This window comes from Streptomyces javensis (assembly GCF_039525925.1).
GTDB lineage: Bacteria > Actinomycetota > Actinomycetes > Streptomycetales > Streptomycetaceae > Streptomyces > Streptomyces asiaticus.
The window spans coordinates 73405-97453 of the sequence record NZ_BAAAIF010000028.1 but is presented as its reverse complement, the minus strand read 5'-3'; the positions used below and the strand labels follow the sequence as shown (position 1 = coordinate 97453).

General features: G+C 69.7%; 21 protein-coding genes. 12 read left to right on the top strand and 9 right to left on the bottom strand.

The window, feature by feature from the left end; translation table 11 throughout:
- Positions 1-39: 39 nt before the first annotated feature.
- Positions 40-1827: an arginine--tRNA ligase gene (argS, locus tag ABD329_RS24515; RefSeq protein WP_198277780.1), complete on the bottom strand. Its 1788-nt coding sequence runs from the start codon at positions 1825-1827 to the stop codon at positions 40-42.
- Between the two features lie 156 nt (positions 1828-1983).
- Between argS and lysS the strand changes: the two genes are divergently transcribed.
- A complete protein-coding gene (lysS, locus tag ABD329_RS24510; protein ID WP_198277781.1) occupies positions 1984-3732 on the top strand; it encodes a lysine--tRNA ligase in 1749 nt (582 codons plus the stop codon).
- Positions 3733-3825: 93 nt separating this feature from the next.
- Here the strand turns inward: lysS and ABD329_RS24505 are convergent, their stop codons facing one another.
- The 3 genes from ABD329_RS24505 to ABD329_RS24495 form a co-directional block, all read right to left on the bottom strand.
- Positions 3826-5307: a DUF2637 domain-containing protein gene (locus ABD329_RS24505; RefSeq protein ID WP_198277782.1), complete on the bottom strand. Its 1482-nt coding sequence runs from the start codon at positions 5305-5307 to the stop codon at positions 3826-3828.
- Positions 5308-5404: 97 nt separating this feature from the next.
- Positions 5405-6109: a hypothetical protein gene (locus tag ABD329_RS24500; RefSeq protein WP_198277783.1), complete on the bottom strand. Its 705-nt coding sequence runs from the start codon at positions 6107-6109 to the stop codon at positions 5405-5407.
- 147 nt (positions 6110-6256) lie between these two features.
- On the bottom strand, positions 6257-7216 hold the full coding sequence (locus ABD329_RS24495) for a DUF3558 domain-containing protein (RefSeq protein WP_306420126.1): 960 nt from the start codon (positions 7214-7216) through the stop codon (positions 6257-6259).
- A gap of 163 nt (positions 7217-7379) precedes the next feature.
- On the opposite strand from ABD329_RS24495, the gene ABD329_RS24490 reads away from it, so the two are divergent.
- A complete protein-coding gene (locus ABD329_RS24490) occupies positions 7380-8573 on the top strand; it encodes an RtcB family protein (RefSeq protein ID WP_198277784.1) in 1194 nt (397 codons plus the stop codon).
- Between the two features lie 82 nt (positions 8574-8655).
- Here the strand turns inward: ABD329_RS24490 and ABD329_RS24485 are convergent, their stop codons facing one another.
- A complete protein-coding gene (locus tag ABD329_RS24485; RefSeq protein ID WP_198277785.1) occupies positions 8656-9228 on the bottom strand; it encodes a hypothetical protein in 573 nt (190 codons plus the stop codon).
- Between the two features lie 243 nt (positions 9229-9471).
- Entirely contained in the window at positions 9472-10227 is a 756-nt protein-coding gene (locus ABD329_RS24480; protein ID WP_198277786.1) for an SDR family NAD(P)-dependent oxidoreductase, read from the bottom strand.
- Between the two features lie 256 nt (positions 10228-10483).
- Here ABD329_RS24480 and ABD329_RS24475 point away from each other — a divergent pair, with 256 nt between their 5' ends.
- On the top strand, positions 10484-11860 hold the full coding sequence (locus ABD329_RS24475) for a hypothetical protein (RefSeq protein WP_198277787.1): 1377 nt from the start codon (positions 10484-10486) through the stop codon (positions 11858-11860).
- Here ABD329_RS24475 and ABD329_RS24470 read toward each other — a convergent pair.
- Both ABD329_RS24470 and ABD329_RS24465 read right to left on the bottom strand, forming a co-directional pair.
- Positions 11850-12182: a YnfA family protein gene (locus ABD329_RS24470; protein ID WP_198277788.1), complete on the bottom strand. Its 333-nt coding sequence runs from the start codon at positions 12180-12182 to the stop codon at positions 11850-11852. The genes ABD329_RS24475 and ABD329_RS24470 overlap by 11 nt on opposite strands.
- 210 nt (positions 12183-12392) lie before the next feature.
- The gene (locus ABD329_RS24465) at positions 12393-12941 is read right to left on the bottom strand and encodes a hypothetical protein (RefSeq protein WP_241787818.1); all 549 of its coding nucleotides are present in this window, start codon (positions 12939-12941) and stop codon (positions 12393-12395) included.
- A gap of 117 nt (positions 12942-13058) precedes the next feature.
- Between ABD329_RS24465 and hemL the strand changes: the two genes are divergently transcribed.
- The 7 genes from hemL to ccsB all read left to right on the top strand — a co-directional run bounded on the left by hemL (position 13059) and on the right by ccsB (position 20973).
- A complete protein-coding gene (gene hemL, locus ABD329_RS24460; protein ID WP_198277789.1) occupies positions 13059-14375 on the top strand; it encodes a glutamate-1-semialdehyde 2,1-aminomutase in 1317 nt (438 codons plus the stop codon).
- An 8-nt stretch (positions 14376-14383) separates the two neighbouring features.
- A complete protein-coding gene (locus ABD329_RS24455) occupies positions 14384-15070 on the top strand; it encodes a histidine phosphatase family protein (protein ID WP_198277790.1) in 687 nt (228 codons plus the stop codon).
- Positions 15071-15319: 249 nt separating this feature from the next.
- Positions 15320-16507 carry a polysaccharide deacetylase family protein gene (locus ABD329_RS24450; protein ID WP_198277791.1) on the top strand — a complete coding sequence of 396 codons (1188 nt, stop codon included), beginning with the start codon at positions 15320-15322 and terminating at the stop codon, positions 16505-16507.
- 120 nt (positions 16508-16627) lie between these two features.
- On the top strand, positions 16628-17245 hold the full coding sequence (locus tag ABD329_RS24445) for a TlpA family protein disulfide reductase (RefSeq protein ID WP_198280247.1): 618 nt from the start codon (positions 16628-16630) through the stop codon (positions 17243-17245).
- A gap of 6 nt (positions 17246-17251) precedes the next feature.
- Positions 17252-18016 (top strand): cytochrome c biogenesis CcdA family protein, encoded by a 765-nt coding sequence (locus tag ABD329_RS24440; RefSeq protein WP_037955272.1) that lies wholly within the window; start codon positions 17252-17254, stop codon positions 18014-18016.
- 3 nt (positions 18017-18019) lie between these two features.
- Positions 18020-19882: a cytochrome c biogenesis protein ResB gene (gene resB / locus ABD329_RS24435; RefSeq protein ID WP_198280248.1), complete on the top strand. Its 1863-nt coding sequence runs from the start codon at positions 18020-18022 to the stop codon at positions 19880-19882.
- Positions 19879-20973, top strand: a complete 1095-nt coding sequence (gene ccsB / locus ABD329_RS24430) for a c-type cytochrome biogenesis protein CcsB (protein ID WP_198280249.1) — start codon at positions 19879-19881, stop codon at positions 20971-20973. The genes resB and ccsB overlap by 4 nt, the downstream gene beginning before the upstream one ends.
- A gap of 110 nt (positions 20974-21083) precedes the next feature.
- On the opposite strand, the gene ABD329_RS24425 is transcribed toward ccsB, so the two are convergent.
- The gene (locus tag ABD329_RS24425) at positions 21084-21572 is read right to left on the bottom strand and encodes a PLD nuclease N-terminal domain-containing protein (protein WP_198280250.1); all 489 of its coding nucleotides are present in this window, start codon (positions 21570-21572) and stop codon (positions 21084-21086) included.
- A 90-nt stretch (positions 21573-21662) separates the two neighbouring features.
- On the opposite strand from ABD329_RS24425, the gene ABD329_RS24420 reads away from it, so the two are divergent.
- Both ABD329_RS24420 and mqnP read left to right on the top strand, forming a co-directional pair.
- On the top strand, positions 21663-23114 hold the full coding sequence (locus ABD329_RS24420) for a menaquinone biosynthesis decarboxylase (RefSeq protein ID WP_198280251.1): 1452 nt from the start codon (positions 21663-21665) through the stop codon (positions 23112-23114).
- The gene (gene mqnP, locus ABD329_RS24415; RefSeq protein ID WP_086882087.1) at positions 23111-24034 is read left to right on the top strand and encodes a menaquinone biosynthesis prenyltransferase MqnP; all 924 of its coding nucleotides are present in this window, start codon (positions 23111-23113) and stop codon (positions 24032-24034) included. Before ABD329_RS24420 ends, mqnP begins: the two co-directional genes overlap by 4 nt.
- Positions 24035-24049: the final 15 nt, after the last annotated feature.

Below are 24049 nucleotides of genomic sequence, written 5' to 3'. Positions count from 1 at the left end.
CCCCGGGAAGCCGGGGCGGGGCTCCGCACACGCGGTCACTCAGAGGCGCTCGGGGGTGCGGATGCCCAGCAGGGACATGCCCTGCCCCAGCGTGCGCGCCGTGATGTCGCACAGGAAGAGGCGGTTCTCCACCTGGGCCGGGCCGCCCTCCGCCTTCAGCACCGGGCACTGGTCGTAGAAGGTCGTGTAGAGCGAGGCCAGCTGGTAGAGATACCCGGCCAGCTTGTGCGGCTCGTATCCGGCGGCCACCTCGCGCAGCGTCTCCCCGAACTGGTCGAGGTGCAGGCCCAGCGCCCGCTCGGCCGGGGCCAGCGGAAGCTCCGGGTGGGCCAGCGGCCGCTGGTCCTCCGCGGCGCGGCGCAGGATCGACTGGATCCGGGCGTACGCGTACTGGAGGTAGACCGAGGTGTCCCCGTTGAGCGAGACCATCTGGTCGAGGTCGAACTTGTAGTCCCGCGAGGCGGAGGTGGACAGGTCCGCGTACTTCACCGCGCCGACCCCGACCTGGGCGCCGCGCTCGAGGATCTCCTCCTCGGTGAGGCCGAGCTTCTCGCTCTTCTCCCGGACCACGGCCGCGGCCCGCTCGGTGGCCTCGTCCAGCAGGTCCTCCAGCCGCACCGTCTCGCCCGCGCGGGTCTTGAACGGCTTGCCGTCCTTGCCCAGGACGGTGCCGAAGGCGAGCTGCACGGCGTGCACCTGGTCATTGAGCCAGCCGATCCGGCGGGCGGTCTCGAAGACCATCTTGAAGTGCAGCGACTGCCGGGCGTCCACCACATACAGCAGGGTGTCGGCCTTCAGGTGCTGCACCCGGTCGCGGATCGCGGAGAGGTCGGTGGCCGCGTAGCCGAAGCCACCGTCGGACTTCCTCACGATCAGCGGCACCGGATTGCCCTCGGGGCCCTTGATGTCGTCGAAGAAGACGCACAGCGCACCCTCGGAGCGCACGGCGACACCGGACTCCTCCAGCAGCCGGCAGGTCTCGGCCAGCATGTCGTTGTAACCCGACTCGCCGACCACGTCGGGGTCGTGGATCTCGATGTCCAGCTTGTCGAAGACCGAGTAGAAGTAGATCTTCGACTCGTCCACGAACTTCCGCCACAGGGCGATGGTCTCCTCGTCGCCCGCCTGGAGATCCACCACCCGGCGCCGGGACCGCTCCTTGAACTCCGCGTCGGAGTCGAAGAGCGCCCGCGCGGCCTTGTAGAGCCGGTTGAGGTTGGACATGGCCTCCTCGCCGGAGGAGGCGTCCTTGTGGTCCAGCTCGTGCGGGTGCTCGATCAGATACTGGATGAGCATGCCGAACTGGGTGCCCCAGTCGCCGATGTGGTGGCGGCGGATCACCGTCTCGCCCGCGAACTCCAGGATCCGCACCACCGCGTCGCCGATCACCGCCGAGCGCAGATGGCCGACGTGCATCTCCTTGGCCACATTGGGCTGGGCGTAGTCGATCACGGTGGTGCCGGGCTCCCGCGCGTACGGCACGCCGAGGCGGTCGTCGGCGGCGCGGGCGGCGAGCGTCGCGGTGATCGCGGAGTCGGCGATCGTGATGTTGAGGAAGCCGGGGCCGGAGACCTCGATGTCGGCGATCACCGGATCGGGGTCGGCCGAGGTGGCGGCGACCGGAAGGTGCGCCACGACCTTGGCGGCCAGCTCACGGGGGTTTCCCTTGAGCTGCTTGGCCAGCGCCAGCATCCCGTTGGCCTGGAAGTCGGCCCGGTCGCTTCGTCGCAGCAGCGGGTCCGCGGAGCCGGCCTCCGGCAGGGCAGCCGAGAGGGCGTCCGCGACGCGCTGATGGACCGTAGCGGCGAGGGAAAGGACCGATGCCATGGATGAGGTGCCATTCCGATAGTGGTGGTATGGGCAACCCAGTATTTCACGGCGGGTCCAACGATTTCCCCGGCCTGTGGACAACCCGGGCCCGCCCGGCGGGCCCTGTGGGTGAATCCGGAGGGGTCTGTTCCGTCTGGGACAATGGGCGGTGCCATGACCGCTAGGAAGGAAGTGCCGACCGTGGCTCAGAGCACCGAGACCGACTGGGTCTCCCGATTCGCCGACGAGGTCATTGCCGAGGCGGAGCGCCGCGCCCCGGGCAAACCTGTCGTCGTCGCCTCGGGCCTCAGCCCGTCCGGCCCGATCCACCTCGGCAATCTGCGCGAGGTCATGACCCCGCACCTGGTCGCCGACGAGATCCGGCGCCGGGGCCACGAATGCGTTCACATCCTGTCCTGGGACGACTACGACCGGTACCGCAAGGTCCCGGCCGGGATCGACCCCTCCTGGTCCGAGCACATCGGCAAGCCGCTCACCTCGGTCCCGGCCCCGCCCGGCTCCCCGTATCCGAACTGGGCGGAGCACTTCAAGGCGCCGATGGCCGAGGCGCTGCGGGAGATGGGCATCGAGTTCCACCCCATCAGCCAGACCGAGATGTACACCTCGGGGGCGTACCGGGAGCAGATCCTGCACGCGATGCGCCACCGCCGGGAGATCGACGCCGTCCTGGACCGGTACCGCACCAAGGACAAGCCCGGCGCCAAGAAGCCCAAGCAGCAGCAGAAGCCGGTGGACGAGGCCGAGCTGGCCGCCGCCGAGGGCTCGGGCGCGGCCGCCGAGGACGACGGCAGCGCGGGCGCGGCGGGTTACTACCCGTACAAGCCGTACTGCTCGGTCTGCGAGCGCGATGTGACCACGGTGACCTCGTACGACGACGAGACCACCGAGCTGGCGTACACCTGCGCGTGCGGCCACGGCGAGACCGTCCGCCTGAGCGAGCACAACCGCGGCAAGCTGGTCTGGAAGGTCGACTGGCCGATGCGCTGGGCGTACGAGGGCGTGGTCTTCGAGCCCTCGGGCGTCGACCACTCCTCGCCGGGCTCGTCCTACGTGGTCGGCGGCCAGATCGTCCGCGAGGTCTTCGGCGCGGAGCAGCCCATCGGCCCGATGTACGCGTTCGTGGGCATCAGCGGCATGGCCAAGATGTCCTCGTCCAAGGGCGGGGTGCCCACCCCGGCCGACGCGCTGGAGATCATGGAGGCGCCGCTGCTGCGCTGGCTGTACGCCCGGCGCCGGCCCAACCAGTCCTTCAAGATCGCCTTCGATCAGGAGATCCAGCGGACCTACGACGAGTGGGACGCGCTGGAGCGGAAGATCACCGAGTCCACGGCCCAGCCCGCGGACGCGGCCGCGTACCGCCGCGCGACCCGGACCGCCACGGGCGAGCTGCCCAGCACCCCGCGCCCGCTGCCGTACCGCACGCTGGCCTCGGTGGTGGACATCACCACCGGCCATGACGAGCAGACGCTGCGCATCCTCGGCGAGCTCGACCCCGACAACCCGGTGAAGTCCCTGGAGGAGACCCGGCCCCGGCTCGACAAGGCCGAGCGCTGGATCACCACCCAGGTCCCGGCCGATCAGCGCACCCGGGTCCGGGACGAGCCGGACACGGAGCGGCTGGCCGCGCTGGGCGACACCGAGCGGGAGTCGCTGCGGCTGCTGCTCGACGGCCTGGACGACCACTGGTCGCTGGACGGCCTCACCACGCTGGTCTACGGGGTGCCCAAGATCCAGGCGGGGCTGTCGCCGGAGGCCAAGCCGACGCCGGAGCTGAAGGTCGCCCAGCGGTCGTTCTTCGCGCTGCTCTACACCCTGCTGGTCGGTCGGGACACCGGCCCGCGGCTGCCCACGCTGCTGCTGGCGGTCGGGGCTGACCGGGTGCGCAAGCTGCTCGCGGCCTGACCTCCGCGACTCCCGGGCGCCGGGCGGATGGCCTTACGGCCGCCGCCCGGCGTTCCGGCTCCGCGGGACGGCCAAAGGGCGGCCGGGGGGCGACTACGGGATGGCCTCGCGCTCCAGGCGGACGCGCTCCTTGAAGTCCTCGACGTACCCCGCCAGCTCGCTGTTGCTGAGGTCGTTCACGCCGTAGGTCTCCCGCAGCCGCTGCCCGAACTGGTACGCGGAGGGGTACTTGCTGTGGTCGGCGAGGAACTGGCGGAAGGTCGCGTAGTAGACCTCCTCGCGCGGCACGTCGTCCGGCAGCTGGTTCAGCTGCTGCTCCGGCTGCGGCTCCTCGTAGGCGAACCGCTCGGGCTCGCGCTGCTCCGGTACGTAGACGCCCTGATGGCTCCCCACGCCCTCACCGCCTAGCGGCCGCACCCGGCCGCCGGGCCCGACCGGCACGGTCAGCTGCGGCTGCTGGGGCTGGGGCTGCTGGAACTGCTGCGGCTGCTGCTCGGGCTGTGGCGCCTGGCCCGGGACCTGCTGGTCCTGCGGCTGGAACTGCTGCGGCTGCTGTGCCTGCTGCGGGTGCTGGAGCTGTTGTGCCTGCTGCGGGTGCTGGAGCTGCTGGGGCTGCTGCTCGACCGGCGAGGGGTGGGCGGCCGCCGGGTCGAAGGGCACCGCGTTCCGGCCGTCATGGCCCTGCCCGGCGGGCTGCTGGTACACCGGCAGGGGCAGCGAGAGCGGCAGCTCCTGCGTCTGGGGCTGCTGGGGGTGCTGGTGCGGGCCCAGGTCCACCGCGGCCCCCGGCGCGCCGTACGGGCCCGGCTGGGCCTCCAGGGACGCGTTCCGGGGCCCCTTCTCGTCCGCCGCGGCCGACCGGCCCGGGGGGAGCGCGGTCGCCGACACCGTGGACGGGTCCAGACCGGCCGCCGCGAGCCCCGCCGGGGCGGTGTCCGCCAGCGGCACCCCGTACCGCGCCAGCCGCAGCGGCATCAGCGACTCCACGGGCGCCTTACGGCGCCAGGACCGCCCGTAGCGGGCGCGCAGCCGGGCCTGGTAGACCAGCCGGTCCTGCTCCAGCCTGATGACCTCCTCGTAGCTGCGCAGCTCCCACAGCTTCATCCGGCGCCACAGCCGGAAGGTGGGCACCGGCGCGAGCAGCCAGCGGGCGATGCGGACCGACTCCATGTGCCGGTCGGCGGTGATGTCGGCGATCCGGCCGACCGCGTGCCGGGCGGCCTCGACGGAGACGACGAACAGGATCGGGATCACGCCGTGCATGCCGACGCCGACCGGGTCCGGCCAGGCGGCCGCGCCGTTGAAGGCGATGGTGGCCGCGGTCAGCAGCCAGGCGGTCTGGCGCAGCAGCGGGAAGGGGATGCGGATCCAGGTGAGCAGCAGATCCAGCGCGAGCAGGACCACGATCCCCGCGTCGATACCGATCGGGAAGACATTGGCGAACTTGCCGAAGCCCTTGTCGAGGGCGAGATCGCGCACCGCGGCGTAGGAACCGGCGAAGCCGATCGCCGCGATCACCACCGCCCCGGTGACGACCACCCCGGCCAGTATTCGGTGCATCCGTGTCAGTTGCATCGCGGCCACCCGCGACCCCTCCCCGTCCTCAACAACAGCCGCATCAGCGTCGCATACACGTCAAGGCTCAGGGGCGGGAAGGGGTCGTGTCGGCGGGTCAGGCGCCGCTCTTGGCGCCCTTACCGATGGCGCCGACGGCCTCCTTGGCCGCGGACTTGGCGTCCTTGAGCAGGTCGGCCGCGTCCGGGGCCTTGGCGGTCTCATAGCCCGCGCCGTCGTACTGGAGGGTGATGACGACATTGGCGGTGCGGACCACGACCGTCTGATCGCGGAAGTCGTCGCCGTCCTTCTTCTCCTTGGCGCTGACCGTGGTCGCGTCGTCGCCGATGCCCGCGACCTTCTCGGTCTTGGGGTCGGTCACCTTGCCGGCGGTGGCGGCCCTGCTCGCCTGCTGGGCGGCGTACTCCCCGGCGCGCTTGTCGCCGGAGCCGAGCCCCGGGTCGGAGTGGAACAGCTTGAGGGAGACGGTCAGCGAGCGGTAGTCGAACTTGTCGAGGCCGCTCCACAGGCAGCTGGCCGACGTATTGGTGTCGGCCGAGGGAAGGGCCTTGCCCTTCTTGTTCTGCGCCTTGGGGACGAGATCGTCGACCGTCTTCCCGGAAAGCGTGGAGCACACATCCGGCAGCTTGCTGAACTTCGCTGCCGCGACGGTGGGAGAAGCGCTGGGCGAGCCGGGTCTCGCTGAGCCACCGGCGTTCTTGTCGTCCTTCTTGTCCGAGCCGGAGGAGCAGCCGGCGACGAGCACCACCGGTACGGTCGCGCAGGCGAGTATTCGGGCGAGTCGCGGGGCTGAACGGTGCATGGGTCCTTCGCTCATTCTCTGTCGATGGGCGGACGTACCGCCCGCGTCATTAGTCGGCACGGTACGCGGCCGACGCGCGGGCGTCCCAATTTCCGAGGTCTCCGCGGGGTGGGGACGCGGCGCTCGCGGGGGTGCGGCGAGGACCCGTTATTCGTTGAGGCGACCGGTCAGTTCATCGGCCAAGTCCTGGGCGTTTTCCTGGAGTTCCTGGCTGCTGGGAATGTGCTTCTTGTCGGTCGTCCACTGGTCGTACTCAATGGTGGCAATCACATTCGAGGACCGGAACACGACGGTGATGTCGCGGTGGATACCCGAGTCCTTGGTGATCAGCTGGTCGTTGAGAAAGGCGTCGTCACCGAGGTCGTCCAGCCGGCGCGGGGCGGTGTCCTCCGAGGCGGTGTCACTTTCGTCACTTCCGCCGCTCGCATCGGCGCCCGCGGAGGGGCTATCGGCGCTTTTGCCCCCCTCGTCGGCCTTGTCGCCCTTACCGGCTTCGTCGCCCTTGCCGCCCTTGCCGCCCTTGCCGGGCTCATCGGCGCTCGAACTGGCGGAGGGGGAGGAGTCGCCGCCGTCGCTCGAGCCGCCCGCGTCGCCCTCGTCGCCCGCGCCGCTCTCCGAGTCGGAGGGGCTCGAGGGAGGGCTCGTGGCGTCCGGGATGTCGGCGGCGACGGCCTTCTTCTCGTACGTCTCCTGGGCCCGGTCGTCATCGCTGACCGAGGGGTCGTACGAGACCACCCGCTGGAAGTCGATCGTGAGATAGCGCGTGCCGCTCGAGGTCTCCACCTTCCAGCGGCAGCCGTCCCGGCGGTCTATGTCATACGTCACGGCCGCCTGGCCGTCGTACACCTTGTCGTCCTGATCCGCGCCGGGCAGCAGGGTCTGGAGGGTTTTGCGGCTCACCGCGCCGCATGCCTCGGGCAGCGTGCGATAGCGGCCGGGTTCGGCCGAGACGGCCGTCCCGGAGTCGCCGGAGGCGCCGTCGTCCGGGTCGGCCGTCGAATCGGAACCGGTGCATCCACCGAGCCCCGCGGCGGCGAGCACGGTGATGAGCACGGCGACGGCCGGGGTGGCCCGCCGTCCGTACGCCCTTCGCTGCGCTGGCTGCACTGTCGGTGTCCCTTCGAGCGACGGAAAACTCCTTGCCGCCCGTAGGCGGTGGCTGGACACAATGTCTACCGCACGCACTGCCGTGCCTGCCGGTCGCCCGCCGCCTATGGGGCATTGGCCCGGCTTTTGCGTTTTCAGTCTTTTACGGGGGAATGAGTACATCATGTCGTATGTCGAGGTGCCCGGCGCGCAGGTGCCGATCCGGATGTGGACCGACCCCTCGACGGTCGAGGGCGTGGCCATGCAGCAGCTGCGCAATGTGGCCACGCTGCCCTGGATCAAGGGCCTCGCCGTGATGCCGGATGTGCACTACGGGAAGGGTGCCACGGTCGGTTCGGTGATCGCGATGCAGGGCGCGGTGTGCCCGGCGGCGGTCGGGGTGGACATCGGCTGCGGGATGTCGGCCGTCAAGACGTCGCTGACCGCGGGCGACCTTCCGGGGGATCTCTCGCGGCTGCGGTCCCGGATCGAGCAGGCGATCCCGGTGGGGCGCGGTATGCACGACGACCCGGTGGACCCGGGGCGGCTGCACGCGTTTCCGACCACGGGGTGGGACGACTTCTGGAGCCGGTTCGGGGGAGTGGCCCAGGCGGTCAGGTTCCGCCAGGAGCGCGCCGTCAAGCAGATGGGTTCGCTCGGATCCGGTAACCACTTCATCGAGTTCTGTCTCGATGACGAGGGTTCGGTCTGGCTGATGCTGCACTCCGGCTCCCGCAACATCGGTAAGGAGCTGGCCGAGTACCACATCGGCGAGGCCCGGAAGCTGCCCCACAACCAGAATCTGGTCGACCGCGACCTGGCCGTCTTCATCGCGGACACCCCGCAGATGGCCGCGTACCGGCACGATCTCTTCTGGGCGCAGGAGTACGCGAAGTACAACCGCGCGATCATGATGGCGCTCTTCCAGGACGTGGTGCGCAAGGAGTTCAAGAAGGCCCGTCCGGTCTTCGAGCCGGTCATCAGTTGCCACCACAACTACGTGGCCGAGGAGCGCTACGAGGGCATGGACCTTCTCGTGACCCGTAAGGGCGCCATCCGCGCCGGGAGCGGGGACTACGGGATCATCCCGGGCTCCATGGGCACCGGTTCGTACATCGTGCGCGGTCTGGGGAACGACGCGTCGTTCAACTCGGCCTCGCACGGAGCGGGCCGGAAGATGAGCCGTAACGCGGCGAAGAAGCGCTTCTCGACCCAGGATCTGGCGGAGCAGACGCGGGGTGTGGAGTGCCGTAAGGACTCCGGCGTCGTGGACGAGATCCCGGGGGCGTACAAGCCGATCGAGAAGGTCATCGACCAGCAGCGGGACCTCGTCGAGGTGGTGGCGCGGCTCAAGCAGCTGGTGTGCGTGAAGGGCTGACCTCCAGGACCGCCCGCAATCGAGAGCCGACCCGAACGCCCCTGGCCGTCGAAGGTGGCCGCCTTGGAGAACGCAGCCCGGTTTATGTCAGCGCGGACTTCAACGCCGAGACGGCGGTCCCTGAATCGGCGGTCGGGATTGTCCAGCGAGAGGCGTCACCGTTGCCGTCGACATAGACGAGGGCGCCGCCTTTTTCGGCGTCGGTGATGTCGAAGGCGACGGTGTTTCTGCGGAAGGTGTGAGGCTGGACGGCAGGCCCGCCGTCATGGAAGCCGATGGGAGCGATCCTTGCCGCACCCTTGCTGTTCCCCGCCTTGACGGTGTGCCCGCTGGGTGCCTTCCAGCGGAAGCCTCCTTTGCTGGTCGCTACTGTCACGGGGGCATCAGACCGGTTCTCGGCTTGGAAGGTGACGACGGCGTAGAGGTCGTGTTCCGGCATGCCCGTGCTGGCCTTGTGGACGTAGACCACAGTGTCCGGGGTGATCCGCACAGCCCCTTTGCCGTCGACGCCGACGGTATCGGCGCTCTGCCCCAGCCTGGGCGCAGTGCGCGGAGTCTCCTCGGGCTTACTTTGGTCATCGCCATCGGTGCAGGCGGTGAGAAGGGCAAGGCAGCAAACGGTTATGAGTGTGGTCGCTCTGTGGGTGTGATGCATGATTCCTCTGCATAGGTGCGGGTGGGGGCAAGACACCTCTGTGACATTGCGCAGCTGACGCCGCCGCTGGGTGTCCTGCCCCCGGTCCGCGGGCGCCTGTGTAGCGACTTGCCCGATGTCGCCATTGCGGGCCGTGGCGTGGTCGGCGGATCCGGGACGGCGCACCCGCACTGGGCCGAACGGGCGGTGGCGGCCGTGGTGGCAGGGCGATAAGGAGCCGCGGCAGGAGGAGGGAGGGCGGGCTCAGCGCTCGCGGTGGACCTTGTGCTGGGCGGCCTGGGCGCGGGGGCGGATGACCATCATGTCGATGTTCACATGCGAGGGGCGGGTGACCGCCCACTCGACCGTGTCGGCCACGTCATCGGCGGTCAGCGGCTCGGCCACGCCCTCGTAGACGGCCGCGGCCTGGCTCTCGTCGCCGCGGTAGCGGTTCACCGCGAACTCGTCGGTCCTGACCATGCCCGGGGCGATCTCGATCACCCGTACCGGCTCACCGCACAGCTCCAGGCGCAGGGTGGCCGCGATGGCGTGGGAGCCGTGCTTGGCCGCCACGTAACCGCCGCCGCCCTCGTACGCCACATGGCCCGCAGTGGAGGACAGCACGACGATCGTGCCGTCGCCGGAGGCGGTGAGGGCGGGCAGCAGCGCCTGGGTCACCTGGAGTACGCCCACCACATTGACCTCGTACATCGCCCGCCAGTCGGCCGGGTCGGCGGTGGCCACGGTCTCGGCGCCGACCGCCCCGCCCGCGTTGTTCACCAGGACGTCGCAGCGGTCCAGACCGGCGGCGAAGGACTCCACGGCGGCGCGGTCGGTGACGTCCAGGACGTACGCCTCGGCCTGGTGCCCCGCCCCGGTCAGCTCGGCGGCGAGCGCGTCGACGCGCTCCTTGCGGCGGGCGGCGAGGACGACGCGGAATCCGGCGGCCGCCAGGCGGCGCGCGGTCGCGGCTCCGATCCCGCTGCTCGCGCCGGTGATCACTGCGGTACGGGTGGTCATCGGCCCTCCAGTGGCGACGTGGCGCAGACGGTGGTGTGTGCGCATGATCCATACGCAGGATATGACGTCCTGATTTGCCTCCAACCGGGGGACTGAAGATAGGAATCCGCTAGGGGCTCTCGGGCTCGGGGAAGGGTGCACTTCGTCCGGCGCGGCGCCGGTAGTTGGAGCACCCATGCCCAAGGAGTGAATTCAGGTAATGACCCAGCAGAGCAGATTCCTTCAGCGGTCCCGTCGTTCTTTCCGACGCTGGGGCGTGGCCTCAGCGGGCGCCATCGCGGCGGCGGCCCTGGTCACCGGTGCTCCGGGAACCGCATGGGCCTCGGCCAGCACCCCCGACCCGCACTCGTCGCAGAGCAACCACTGTCCTCAGGACCGGGCGCACGGCGACAACAAGGGGAACCACGACAAGGGGAACCACGACAACGGTCGTCATGAGGACAAGAAGGGCCAGCACGGGGACAAGAAGGGCCAGCAAGAGCACGGTCGTTACGAGGCGAAGGACCCGAACGGCCGTCACGAGGACAAGAAGGGCCAGCACGAGGACAAGAAGGGCCAGCACGAGGACAAGAAGAGCGACCACGAGCACGGCCGCTACGAGGCGAGCAGCTACGAGGCGAGCAGCCACAAGGACCCCAACGGCGGTCGCCACGATGACCACGCCCGGGACGACCAGGAGGGCCGTCACGACGAGGCCGGGGGGTACGAGAAGAAGGAGAGCGACCAGCGCGAGGAGAGCGACCAGCGCGAGGACTACGGCCAGCACGAGGACCACGGCCAGTACGACGAGAAGATGGACAGCGGTCGTGAGGACAGCGGCAGCGAGGAAGAGAGCCGCGAGGAGGACAGCCGTAAGGAGGACAGCGGCAAGGAGGAGAGCCGTAAGGAGGACAGCGGCAAGGAGGAGCACGGCCAGCGCGAGGACCAGGGTCGTCAGGACCCGACCCGCTACTTCCCCACCGGGAAGTACTGGCCCGGCATCCAGGGCCGCAGCGCGGCGCGCCCCGAGCAGGCCGCGCAGCCCGAGCAGGCGGCTCAGCCCGAGCAGGCCGCGCAGCCCGAGCAGGCCGCTCAGCCGTACGAGGCCGCCCAGTCAGGTGAGGAGGCCCAGGACCGCGGTGCCGTCCGTCCCGTCGCCGTTCCCGTCCACGGGGACGACCAGGCGCGCCACGGCCAGGAGCACAACGACCACCAGAACCAGAAGAAGCAGGACCAGAAGAAGAACGACTCGGTGACGCTCGCCGAGGCGGTCGAGATCGCCGAGTGCGAGGTCGGCGGCCAGGCGGTCAGCGCCGAGCTGGTGGACTGCCCCGAGGACGACGCGCACCACCAGGGCAAGCACGAGGACGGCCGTAAGGACGACCGCAAGGACGCGCGCCACCACGACGACCAGCGCAAGGACAAGCAGCGCAAGGACGAGCACAAGGACCCGCACAAGCAGCAGGTCAAGCAGGTGTGGGTCGTGGAGGTCGAGTGCGACCACACCATCACGACCGTCATCATCGACCCGGACACCGGCTGCGTCCTCGGCACGGAGCAGGAGCAGGACGACCACCACGGTGACCACGGCAAGGACAACCACGGCGACCACGGAGGCAAGGGCGGCCACGGCCGACCGATGGTTACCTCCTAGGCACGTACATGATCACGGCGACTCCGGCCAGACAGATCAGCGCTCCGATCACATCGAAGCGGTCGGGCCGGTAGCCGTCGGCGACCATGCCCCAGGCGAGCGATCCGGCGACGAACACGCCGCCGTACGCCGCGAGGATGCGGCCGAACTCCGCGTCCGGCTGGAGCGTGGCCACGAATCCGTAGGCGCCAAGGGCGATGACCCCGGCGCCGACCCACACCCACCCCCTGTGCTCACGCACGCCCTGCCAGACGAGCCAGGCGCCTCCGATCTCCAGGAGCGCGGCCACGGCGAACAGAGCGATGGAACGTGCGATGAGCATGGGGGAAGGGTACGGCCCGCCCATGCGAGGCCCGTGGCGGAGCGGAACGCTACGATCGGCGCCCACCACAGGATCCCACCGGGGGATGGGTGCCGTGCGGTTACGCCTTCGAGTCGACGCCGCCGAGGAGGGGTCTCGGCCACCCGGTCTGCGACCTGCTCAGAACAATCCACTGACCCGGCCGCACCCGGGCCCGCCCGAGCCCCCGGCTCAGGGCCAGACCAGGCAGTACGGCTGGTGGCCCGCCTCGTGCAGCCGGTGGCTGAAGTCCTGCCACTCGTGGAGCAGTTGATAGACCGTGAAGGCGTCCCGGGGGCCGCCGCGGTCGGGGACCGTGGACCAGATGAAGGCCGCGGCGCCCACCGCCTCCTCGCCGACGCCGCGCAGCGGATCGACGGCGGTCATCGGGAGCTTGACGACGGCGTAGTCCGGGTGGAGAACGACCAGTTCGAGCGGGGGGACCTTGTGCAGCGGGACGCCCTCGATGCCGGTGAGGACCATCGCCGCCACCGTCTCCGGCTTGATCTTCGTGAACATGCCGTGGCCGAGCTCGTCGCCGCCGAGCTCCTCGGGGCGCATGGAGATGGGGACCCTGGCCGCGGTGGCGCCGTCCGGCGCACCGAAGTACTTGTAGGTCACCCCCATGCGGCCCCCGCTCCTGCCTGCCCTGCCCGCCTCGTCCCGCCGATGGCGTCCGGGCCGGGCACGCTCGGGGCCTCGGTCGTCAGTCCCTTCACCCAGCTCGCCACCGCGATACATATCTCCACCCGACCACTCGCGGCCACTACCGCGCAACCCGATCTCTGTTCACAGAGACCTCCCCCACCATAGAGCTGTGAAACGCCCGGCCGCGGGAGTACGTCCGCCTCTGACAACATGGCTTGTGTGAGCTATCCGTACGCAGCCCCAGTTTCGCAGACGCTTTTCGATCGCGCGGCCGCCGTGACGCCCGGCGGCGTGAACTCTCCGGTGCGGGCGTTCCGCGCCGTGGGAGGTACGCCCCGCTTCATGGTGTCCGGGGACGGTCCGTACCTCACCGACGCCGACGGACGCGAGTACGTGGACCTCGTGTGCTCGTGGGGACCGATGATCCTCGGCCATTCCCACCCCGAGGTCACCGCGGCCGTGCAGGCCGCCGTCGCCCGCGGTACGTCGTTCGGCACGCCGGGCGAGGGCGAGGTCGAGCTCGCCGAGGAGATCGTGGCGCGGGTCGCCCCGGTCGAGCAGGTGCGCCTGGTGTCGTCCGGCACCGAGGCGACGATGTCGGCGATCCGGCTGGCCCGTGGGTTCACTGGGCGGTCGAAGGTGATCAAGTTCGCCGGTTGCTACCACGGGCATGTGGACGCCCTGCTGGCCGCGGCCGGGTCCGGGGTGGCGACCTTCGGGCTGCCGGACACTCCGGGGGTGACGGGAGCGCAGGCGGGGGAGACCGTGGTGCTGCCGTACAACGACCTGGAGGCGGTCCGGGCGGCCTTCGCCGCGCACCCCGGGGAGATCGCCTGTGTGATCACCGAGGCGTCGGCGGGCAACATGGGCGTGGTGCCGCCGCTGCCCGGGTTCAACGCGGGCCTCAAGCAGCTGTGCGCCGACCATGGCGCGCTCTACATCTCCGACGAGGTCATGACCGGTTTCCGGGTCTCCAGGGCCGGGTGGTTCGGACTGGACGGCGTGGAGCCGGACCTGATGACCTTCGGCAAGGTCATGGGCGGCGGCTTCCCGGCGGCGGCCTTCGGCGGGCGCGCCGAGGTCATGGAGCGGCTGGCCCCGGCCGGCCCGGTCTACCAGGCGGGCACCCTGTCCGGGAACCCGGTCGCCACGGCGGCGGGCGTCGCCCAGCTGCGGCTGCTGGACGACGCGGCGTACGGACTGGTCGACGCGGCCTCCGAGCGGCTGCGGGCGATGGTGACGGAGGCGCTCTCCAAGGAGGGCGTGGCGCACCGGGTCCAGGTCGCGGGCAACATGTTCTCGGTCTTCTTCACCGCCGACGAGGTCACCGACTACGAGAAGGCCAAGGCGCAGGAGGCGTTCCGCTTCACCGCCTTCTTCCATTCGATGCTGTCCCAGGGCGTCTACCTCCCGCCGTCCGCCTTCGAGTCGTGGTTCGTCTCCACGACGCACGACGAGAAGGCGCTGGAGCGGGTGGCGGCGGCTCTGCCGGGGGCGGCGCGGGCCGCCGCCGAGGCCACTGAATGATGGGTGACATGACACAGAGCGAGAACGACATCACCGTCGTCCATGTGATGCGCCACGGCGAGGTCCACAACCCGGAGGGCGTGCTCTACGGCAGGCTTCCCGGCTATCACCTCTCCGATCTGGGGCGGCAGATGGCCGATCGGGTCGCCGATCACCTCGCCGACCGTGACGTCACCCATGTGGTCGCCTCCCCGCTGGAGCGGGCGCAGGAGACGGCGGCGCCCATCGCCAAGACGCACGGCCTGGACGTGGCTTCGGACGAGCGGCTGATCGAGGCGGCCAACGTCTTCCAGGGCAAGACCTTCGGTGTCGGCGACGGCGCGCTGCGCAAACCGGGCAATTGGCGTCATCTCACCAACCCGTTCCGCCCGTCCTGGGGCGAGCCCTATGTCGACCAGGTGGTGCGGATGATGGCGGCGCTGGGCCGGGCGCGGGACGCCGCGCGCGGGCACGAGGCGGTGTGCGTCAGCCATCAGCTGCCGATCTGGATCGTGCGCAGCTTCGTGGAGCGGCGGCGGCTGTGGCACGACCCGCGTCGGCGGCAGTGCACGCTGGCCAGCCTCACCAGCTTCACCTTCCGCGGTGACCGGATCGTCTCGGTGGGCTACAGCGAACCCGCCCGTGATCTCGTTCCGCCCCATCTGCGCGCGGGCGCCAAGCCGGTGAAGGGGGCCGCCAAGGGCTACGGCGCCTGAGGGGTGCGCCCGGCCGCGCCCGGCCGGGGGTGCGGGCCGCCATGTGCGGTGCGGCGGGCCCGCGATGTGCGTGACGGGCACATGGCCGTGGGATGGCCGTCGGGGCATACGGCGTGCCACCGAATGGAGACATTGTGTCCGCCCTGTAATTGACCGCGTTCTTTCGGAACCTCGCTATTCGCCTCGCCATCTCCAGGGTTGTCCGGACACCCCGGGCAATCAGAACGGCGAGTGCGAATTGAGGACGTTATGCGTGAGGTCAGCCGGAGGGGGATCCTCGGTCTTGGTGTGGGAGCGGCGGCATCACTGGCCGTCGCCGGCTGTTCCTCGGGGTCCGGATCCGGTACGCCGAAGCCCTCGAAGACGACCCAGGCGAAGCCGATCGGTGACGGCTCCACTTCGCACGGTGAGCGGCGTAAGGAGGCCCCGAAGCCGGAGCGGCTGGAACGGGGGCAGAAGCCGCCGCAGTTCGTGGTGTTCTCGTGGGACGGCGCGGGAGAGGTCGGGAACGGTCTCTTCCCGCGGTTCCGCAAGCTGGCCGAGGACCACGGCGCGACCATGACCTTCTTCCTCTCCGGTATCTACTGCCTTCCGGAGTCGAAGAAGTCGCTCTACCGGCCGCCGAACAACCCGGTGGGCGCCTCCGACATCGGCTATCTCACGGATGACCACATCAAGGCCACGCTGCGGAACGTGCGCGAGGCGTGGCTCGAGGGCCATGAGATCGGCACCCATTTCAACGGCCACTTCTGTTCCGGAAGCGGCTCGGTGGAGAACTGGACGTCCGCGCAGTGGAAGTCCGAGATCGACCAGGCCATGTCCTTCGTCACGGAGTGGAAGACGAATACCCGGTTCACCGATGTGGATCCGCTGCCCTTCGACTATCACAAGGAGCTTATCGGCGGCCGCACGCCATGTCTGAAGGGGCAGACCAATTTGCTGCCGACCGCCCGGGAGCTCGGCTGGCGCTATGACGCCAGTTCGCCGGGCGGACTTCAGGTGTGGCCGTCGAAGAAGCAGGGTGTGTGGGACTTCCCGCTCCAGCAGATTCCCTTTCCTGGGCACTCCTTCGAGGTGCTCTCGATGGACTACAATATTCTGGCGAACCAGTCGCAGAATTCCACCAATGCCCCGCCCGCGAACTACCCGGGCTGGCGCAAGCAGGCCACCGAGGCCTACATAGCCGGTTTCAAGCGGGCCTATGAGACCAATCGCGCCCCGTTCTTCATCGGGAACCACTTCGAGCAGTGGAACGGCGGTATCTATATGGACGCCGTCGAGGAGGCGCTCAAGCACATGGCGGACGAGCGGCACAAGGACGTCCGGCTGGTCTCCTTCAAGCAGCTCACCGACTGGCTGGACGCACAGGACCCCGCGGTCCTGGCCGAGCTGCGCGGGCTCGGCGTGGGCCAGGCGTGGAGCGCGCACGGCGGCTGACGGCGCCGGTGGGCGCGGGGCGAGCCGGGGGTGAGCCGGGGGCGGCATCCCGCGGGGCCCCGCGGGATGCCCGGAGGGGGGTGGCGAAGATCCCCAAAAGGGCCATGCGAAACTTTTCACATGAGTGCCTGCCGTGCCCCTCGGGGCCTCGCGACCCGTCGTCGCGCAACCGTGCTGGCCGTCGGGGCCACGGTTGCCGCGCTGTCCCTGACCGCCTGCGGCGGGGGCGGCACCTCGGGCGGCTCCGCCGACACCAAGTTCGTCCAGGGCAAGGGCGGCGTGGACACCGTCGCCAAGGAGAACCGTAAGGACGCACCCCAGCTCTCGGGCAAGACCCTGGAGGGCAAGCCGCTGGATGTGGCGGACTACAAGGGCAAGATCGTGGTCCTCAACGTCTGGGGCTCCTGGTGCGCCCCCTGCCGGGCCGAGGCGTCGAACCTGGCCAAGGTGGCCAAGGACACCAAGGCCAAGGGTGTGCAGTTCGTCGGGATCAACACCCGTGACTCCAACCGCGCCCCCGCGCTGAGGTTCGAGAAGGAATACGGCATCGACTACCCGAGTCTGTACGACCCGATCGGGAAGCTCATGCTGCGCTTCCCCAAGGGCAGCCTCAACCCGCAGGCCATCCCCTCGACGATCGTGCTGGACCGGGAGGGCAGGATCGCGGCCCGCGCTCTGACGCCGCTCAGCGAGGAGCGCCTGCGCACCATGGTCACCCCGCTGATCGCGGAGAAGTGACCTTTCGTGAACACGCTGGCCGCCGCGACCGATCCCAACCAGACCGTCCTGACCGGGGCGCTGCTGCTGGCGCTTCCGGTCGCCCTGCTCGGCGGACTGGTCTCCTTCTTCTCCCCCTGCGTACTGCCGCTGGTGCCCGGCTATATGTCGTACGTCACAGGCGTCACGGGCACGGATCTGGCCGAGGCCAAGCGCGGCCGGATGGTCGCGGGCGCCTCGCTCTTCGTGCTCGGCTTCACCGCGGTCTTCGTCTCCGGGGGCGCGCTCTTCGGCAACTTCGGCTGGACGCTCCAGGAGCACAAGGAGACCATCTCCAAGATCCTCGGGGTTGTCACGATCGTGATGGGCCTCGCCTTCATGGGGGTGCTGGGGGGCTTCGGACAGCGGGAGTTCCGCTTCCACATCAAGCCCACGCTGGGGCTCGCGGGGGCGCCGGTGCTGGGCGCCCTGTTCGGCGTCGGCTGGACGCCGTGCCTGGGGCCGACGCTCACCGCCGTCAACGCCCTGGCGTTCAATGAGGCGAGCGCGGGGCGCGGGGCCCTGCTCACCGCCGCGTACTGCGTGGGACTCGGGCTGCCGTTCGTGGTGGTGGCCGTGGCCTACCGCCGGGCGCTGGGTGCCTTCGGCTGGGTCAAGCGGCATTACGTCTGGGTGATGCGAGCCGGGGGCGGCATGCTCGTCGCTCTGGGGGTGCTGCTGCTCACAGGTGTCTGGGACACCATGATGGGCTCCATGCAGACCTGGGCTCAGGGCTTCAACGTTGGGATCTGATCGATGTCCACCACCGATACCGACACCGCGGCCGGCAAGGAGGCCGGCCCGCCGCCCGAGGGTGGCGCGACCGCCGAGGAGCGCGAGCTCGGCGCCGCGGGGTCGCAACTGTCCACCGCCCCGGCCGAGGAGATCAACGTCCCCTCGCTGGGGCCGCTCGGCTGGGCCCGGTGGTTCTGGCGGCAGCTGACCTCGATGCGGGTGGCGCTGCTGCTGCTCCTGCTGCTCACCCTCGCCACGATCCCCGGCTCGCTGGTCCCGCAGACCAGCATCGACCAGCTCAAGGTGCAGGACTTCCAGGAGCGGCACCCGACGCTCACCCCGATCTACGAGAAGCTCCAGCTGTTCCACGTCTACAGCTCGGTGTGGTTCTCGGCGATCTACCTCCTGCTGTTCATCTCGCTCATCGGCTGCATCGTGCCGCGCACCTGGCAGTTCATCGGCCAGCTGCGCGGCCGCCCGCCGGCCGCGCCGCGCCGGCTGACCCGGCTTCCCGCGTACACCACCTGGCGCAGTGAGGCCGAGCCCGAGCAGGTGCTGGCCGCCGCCCGGAAGATCATGAGGGGGCGCCGCTTCCGCGTCGAGACCTCCGGTGACGCGGTGGCCGCGGAGAAGGGCTATCTGCGCGAGGTGGGCAATCTGCTCTTCCACACCGCGCTGATCGTGCTGCTGGTGTCCTTCGCCGCCGGGCAGCTGTGGAAGACCGAGGGCAGCAGCCTGATCACCGAGGGCGGCGGCTTCTCCAACAGCCTCACCCAGTACGACGACATCAAGACGGGGCAGCTGTTCAACAGCGACGACCTCGCCCCCTTCGGCTTCCAGCTGGACCGCTTCACCGCGACCTATGAACGCAGCGGTCCGCAGATGCGCACCCCGCGCACCTTCCGGGCCGATGTGAGCTACTGGGACGGCGCGGACGGCGCCAGCCACAAGACCTCGATCAAGGTGAACGAGCCGCTGGAGATCCAGGGCTACAAGGTCTTCCTGCTGAACCACGGCTACTCGCCTGTCGTCACCATCCGGGACGGCAAGGGTGATGTGGTGCACCAGGGCCCGGTGGTCGGGCTGCCGATCGACGGGGCCAACCTCACCGAGAGCATGGTCATCAAGGTCCCGGACTATCGGGACAAGAACGGCAAGAAGGACCAAATCGGCTTCCAGGGGCAGTTCCTGCCGACCTGGGTGCGCAGCCAGGGCATGTTCTCCGTCTTCCCGGCGCTGGACAACCCGACGCTGGTCCTGACCGCCTACCACGGCAGCCTCGGTGTGGACGGCGGCACTCCGCAGAGCGTGTACCAGCTGGACAAGTCGCGGATGAAGCAGTTCATGGAGCCCGACGGCAAGACCAAGTTCGCCCGGGCGCTCAAGGTCGGCGACACCATGAAGCTGCCGAACGGCGCCGGAACGCTGTCGTTCGACGGCGTCAAGGAATGGGCCAGCTTCCAGATCTCGCACAAGCCGGGTGACCAGGGCGCCCTCATCGGTGCCGTGGCCGCCCTGGTGGGCCTGGCCGCCTCCCTGTTCATCCAGCGCCGCCGGGTGTGGGTGCGCGCGGTGAGGGGCGAGGACGGCGCCACCGTGGTCGAGATGGCGGGGCTCGGCCGCAGTGAGTACGCCAAGCTGCCCGAAGAACTCGCCGATCTGGCCGTCCGTCTCCAGGCGGACGCACCCCCGGCCCCGGAAGCGGAACCCGACCCGGAGCCCGACCGGAACTCAACCAAGGACTCCGGTAAGGACTCCACCGGGGACTCCGGTAAGGACTCCGCCAAGGAATCCTCCACCAAGGAATCCACCGAGGACTCCGCCTCGGAATCCGCATCCGACACCGCAGATCCCGCAGATCCTGCCGAAGGAGCGCGCGCGTGAACCTCGCCGCCGAAGTCAACGAGAACCTGGCTCATTACAGCAACGTGCTGATCTACTCGGCGATGGCGGTCTACACCCTCGCCTTCCTGGCGCATATCGCCGAGTGGGTGTTCGGCAGCCGCAGCGCCGTCGGCCGCACCGCCGCCGCGATCACCGCCGACGCCGAGACCGCCCAGCGCGCCAAGGTGACCGTGCGGGTCGGCGGGCAGAGCGGTGGCACCGCCGTCCTGGACCGGCCGAAGATCGTCACGCGCTCCGCGGCGGGCAGCCGCGACGTCCCGGACGGGCCGGGCGCCGCGGGCGGCACCGAACAGGGCGATGTGTACGGCCGGATCGCGGTCGGCCTGACCGTACTGGCCTTCCTCTTTCATGCCGCGGGCGTCCTCTTCCGCGCGCTGTCGGTGCGGCGGGCGCCGTGGGGCAACATGTACGAGTTCTCCACGACCTTCGCCATGGTCGCGGTGGCCACGTACCTGGTGCTGCTGGCGCTGAAGAAGAATGTGCGCTGGATCGGGCTGCCCCTCGTCACCACGGTCCTCCTCGACCTCGGTCTCGCCGTCTCTGTCTTGTACACCGCGAGCGACCAGTTGGTTCCGGCCCTGCACTCGTACTGGCTCTGGATCCACGTCAGCTGCGCGATCGTCTCCGGCGCCTCGCTCTACATCGGGGCCGTCGCCACGCTGCTCTACCTCTTCCGCGACCGCTACGAGGTCCAGCTGGAGAACCCGGAGGGCAAGCAGTTCGGCCGGTTCGCCAAGTCCGTTCTGGAGCGGGTGCCCTCGGCGGCGTCGCTGGACAAGTTCGCGTACCGCATCAACGCCACGATCTTCCCGCTGTGGACCTTCACGATCATCGCGGGCGCGATCTGGGCCGAGGCCGCCTGGGGCCGCTACTGGGGCTGGGACCCCAAGGAGGTCTGGTCCTTCATCACCTGGGTCGCCTACGCCTGCTACCTGCACGCCCGCGCCACCGCCGGCTGGAAGGGCCGCAAGGCCGCCTACCTCGCGCTGATCGCCTTCGGCTGCTACCTGTTCAACTACTACGGCGTCAACATCTTCATCACCGGCAAGCACTCCTACGCCGGGGTCTGACACCGCACAACGCGACGGCCGGTTCCCCCGACCCATGTCGGGGGAACCGGCCGTTGCCGCACTTCTCCAGCCTTCTGGCCGCTCCAGCCTTGTGGCCGTCCGGCCGCCTCTCAGGACGCGGCCGGCGGGGTGTCCTCCGGACCCGACCCGGACCCGGAACCGGAACCCGAACCGGAGCCCGGCCCCTCGCCCTTGCGGCGCAGCTCCTCCTCGCGGCGGCGGAGGTCGGCCTCCCAGTCCCTCAGGCGCTCCTCGTCGCTCTCACGTTCGCCGGACGTGTCGGCCGGTCCGTCCCCGTCGTCCTTACGCCCCTTGTCGTTCAGGGACTTGAGGAACTCGGGGTTGTCGTCCGGCGCGATCCAGCCGCCCCCGCCGCCGCCCGTGCCCCGGACGCCGGGCCGGCCGGCGCCTCCGGGGGCGGCGCGCTTGCGGCCCGTGATCAGCCAGGAGACGGAGCCCACGACGGGGAACAGCAGGACGAGGATCGCCCAGATGGGCTTGGGGAGATAGCGGATGTCCTGTTCGTCGGTGGTGATGCAGTCGATGAACGCGTAGATGCTCAGTGCCAGCGGCACCAGGATCATCAGCACCCGTAGCATGAGGCGATTCCCCCTGCGTGTGGTGTTCGGGGCGGTGGCTCGGGCCCCCAGTTACGGGACCAGGGTAGTGCGTACCGGATACTGGGACGTATGGCTTATGACGATCTTCGTTCCTTTCTGCGGGCGCTCGACAGGGAAGGCGACCTCAAGAGGGTCAGGGCCGAGGTCGATCCCCATCTCGAGGTCGGGGAGATCGTCGACAGGGTCAACAAGGCGGGCGGCCCCGCGCTGCTCTTCGAGAACGTCAAGGGTTCGGCGATGCCGCTGGCCATGAATGTCTTCGGCACCGACCGCCGCCTCCTGAAGGCCCTGGGACTCCGCTCGTACGACGAGATCAGCGAGAAGATCGGCGGGCTGGTCAAGCCCGAGCTGCCGCAGGGGTTCGTCGGCCTGCGCGAGGCGTTCGGGAAGCTGGGCTCGATGGCCCATGTGCCGCCGCGGAAGGTGAAGGAGGCGCCCGTCCAGGAGGTGGTCCGCACCGGCGAGGACGTCGATCTGGACCAGCTTCCGGCGCTGTTCACCTGGCCCGAGGACGGCGGGTCGTTCTTCAACCTCGGCCTGACCCACACCAAGCACCCGGAGACCGGGGTGCGCAACCTCGGCCTCTACCGCCTCCAGCGCCATGACCGCCGCACCATCGGCATGCACTGGCAGATCCACAAGGACAGCCGCAACCACTACCAAGTGGCCGCCCGGCGCGGGGAGAAGCTCCCGGTGGCGATCGCCTTCGGCGCGCCGCCCGCCGTGACCTACGCCTCGACCGCGCCGCTGCCCGGCGACATCGACGAGTACCTCTTCGCGGGGTTCGTCCAGGGCCGGCGGGTCGAGATGGTCGACTGCAAGACGGTGCCGCTCCAGGTCCCGGCGGCCGCCGAGGTCGTCATCGAGGGCTGGCTGGAGCCCGGGAAGACGCTGCCGGAGGGCCCGTTCGGCGACCACACGGGCTTCTACACGCCCCAGGAGCCGTTCCCGGCCCTGACCATCGACTGTGTGACGATGCGGCGGCGACCGCTGCTCCAGTCGATCGTGGTGGGCCGTCCGCCGACCGAGGACGGACCGCTGGGCAGGGCGACCGAGCGGTTCTTCCTCCCGCTGCTCAAGATCATCATCCCGGACATCGTGGACTACCACCTCCCCGAGTCCGGCGGGTTCCACAACTGCGCGATCGTCTCGATCGACAAGAAGTACCCCAAGCACGCGCAGAAGGTGATGCACGCCATCTGGGGCGCCCACATGATGTCGCTCACCAAGCTGATCGTCGTGGTCGACGCCGACTGCGATGTCCACGATCTGCACGAGGTTTCCTGGCGCGCTTTGGGGAACACCGACTACGCCCGCGATCTGACCGTGGTCGAAGGCCCCGTCGACCATCTCGACCACGCCTCGTACCAGCAGTTCTGGGGTGGTAAGGCGGGCATCGACGCCACCGCGAAGTGGCCCGAGGAGGGCTATACGCGCGACGGCGGATGGCCGCGCATGGTCATGTCCGATCCGGAGACCGCCGATCGGGTGACAAAGCGATGGAAGGAGTACGGGCTGTGAGCGCCGATTCCGCGACCCCCGATCTCTTCGGCCCCGAACCGGCGCCGCCCGGCCGGGTCCGGGCGTTTCTGCGGCTGGTGATGATCGAGCACTCGGTCTTCGCGCTGCCCTTCGCCTACATCGCCGCGCTGACCGCGATGCACCTGTGGGACGGCACCGTCCACTGGACGCGGCTGCTGCTGATCACGATCGCCATGGTGGGCATGCGCACCTTCGCGATGGCCTGCAACCGGATCATCGACCGTGAGATCGACGCCCGCAATCCGCGCACCGCCGGCCGTGAGCTGGTCACCGGCGCCGTGTCGGTGCGCACCGCGTGGACCGGCGCGCTCATCGCGCTCGCCGTCTTCCTGGGCTCGGCGGCGCTCCTGAACCCGCTCTGCCTGGCGCTGGCGCCGCTCGCGGTGGTGCCGATGGTGGTCTATCCGTACGGCAAGCGGTTCACCGACTATCCGCACGCCATCCTGGGCGTGGCCCAGGCCATCGGGCCGGTCGGCGCCTGGATCGGGGTCACCGGCGAGTGGTCGTGGGACGCGGCCATCCTGGGGCTCGCGATCGGCATCTGGATCGGCGGCTTCGACCTGATCTACGCCTGCCAGGACGTGGCGGCCGACCGGGCGCACGGGGTGCGTTCGGTGCCGGCCCGCTTCGGCATCGCGGGCGCGCTCCACGGGGCGCGCGTCTGCCATGTGGTCACCACGGCCCTGCTGGTCTGGTACGCGCTGGCCACGGACGCCGGGGCGTTCTTCTGGGTCGGGCTGGCGATCGTCGCGGCGGCGTTCGCGTACGAGCACACCATCGTGCGGCCGGGCGATCTGTCCCGGCTGAACCGCGCCTTCTTCACGGTCAACGGCTTCATCGGGATCGCCCTGTTCTGCTGCGCGCTCCTCGACCTGGTGGTGCGGGGCCTCGGCCTGTGAGACCCGCCGGATAGG

Excerpts from the sequence above, each read along its gene's own strand:
- argS (WP_198277780.1), bottom strand. The coding sequence starts at position 1,827 with ATGGCATCGGTCCTTTCCCTCGCCGCTACGGTCCATCAGCGCGTCGCG.
- lysS (WP_198277781.1), top strand. The coding sequence starts at position 1,984 with ATGACCGCTAGGAAGGAAGTGCCGACCGTGGCTCAGAGCACCGAGACC.
- ABD329_RS24505 (WP_198277782.1), bottom strand. The coding sequence starts at position 5,307 with ATGCAACTGACACGGATGCACCGAATACTGGCCGGGGTGGTCGTCACC.
- ABD329_RS24500 (WP_198277783.1), bottom strand. The coding sequence starts at position 6,109 with ATGCACCGTTCAGCCCCGCGACTCGCCCGAATACTCGCCTGCGCGACC.
- ABD329_RS24490 (WP_198277784.1), top strand. The coding sequence starts at position 7,380 with ATGTCGTATGTCGAGGTGCCCGGCGCGCAGGTGCCGATCCGGATGTGG.
- ABD329_RS24485 (WP_198277785.1), bottom strand. The coding sequence starts at position 9,228 with ATGCATCACACCCACAGAGCGACCACACTCATAACCGTTTGCTGCCTT.
- ABD329_RS24480 (WP_198277786.1), bottom strand. The coding sequence starts at position 10,227 with ATGACCACCCGTACCGCAGTGATCACCGGCGCGAGCAGCGGGATCGGA.
- ABD329_RS24470 (WP_198277788.1), bottom strand. The coding sequence starts at position 12,182 with ATGCTCATCGCACGTTCCATCGCTCTGTTCGCCGTGGCCGCGCTCCTG.
- ABD329_RS24465 (WP_241787818.1), bottom strand. The coding sequence starts at position 12,941 with ATGTATCGCGGTGGCGAGCTGGGTGAAGGGACTGACGACCGAGGCCCC.
- hemL (WP_198277789.1), top strand. The coding sequence starts at position 13,059 with ATGGCTTGTGTGAGCTATCCGTACGCAGCCCCAGTTTCGCAGACGCTT.
- ABD329_RS24455 (WP_198277790.1), top strand. The coding sequence starts at position 14,384 with ATGACACAGAGCGAGAACGACATCACCGTCGTCCATGTGATGCGCCAC.
- ABD329_RS24450 (WP_198277791.1), top strand. The coding sequence starts at position 15,320 with ATGCGTGAGGTCAGCCGGAGGGGGATCCTCGGTCTTGGTGTGGGAGCG.
- ABD329_RS24445 (WP_198280247.1), top strand. The coding sequence starts at position 16,628 with ATGAGTGCCTGCCGTGCCCCTCGGGGCCTCGCGACCCGTCGTCGCGCA.
- resB (WP_198280248.1), top strand. The coding sequence starts at position 18,020 with ATGTCCACCACCGATACCGACACCGCGGCCGGCAAGGAGGCCGGCCCG.
- ABD329_RS24425 (WP_198280250.1), bottom strand. The coding sequence starts at position 21,572 with ATGCTACGGGTGCTGATGATCCTGGTGCCGCTGGCACTGAGCATCTAC.
- ABD329_RS24420 (WP_198280251.1), top strand. The coding sequence starts at position 21,663 with ATGGCTTATGACGATCTTCGTTCCTTTCTGCGGGCGCTCGACAGGGAA.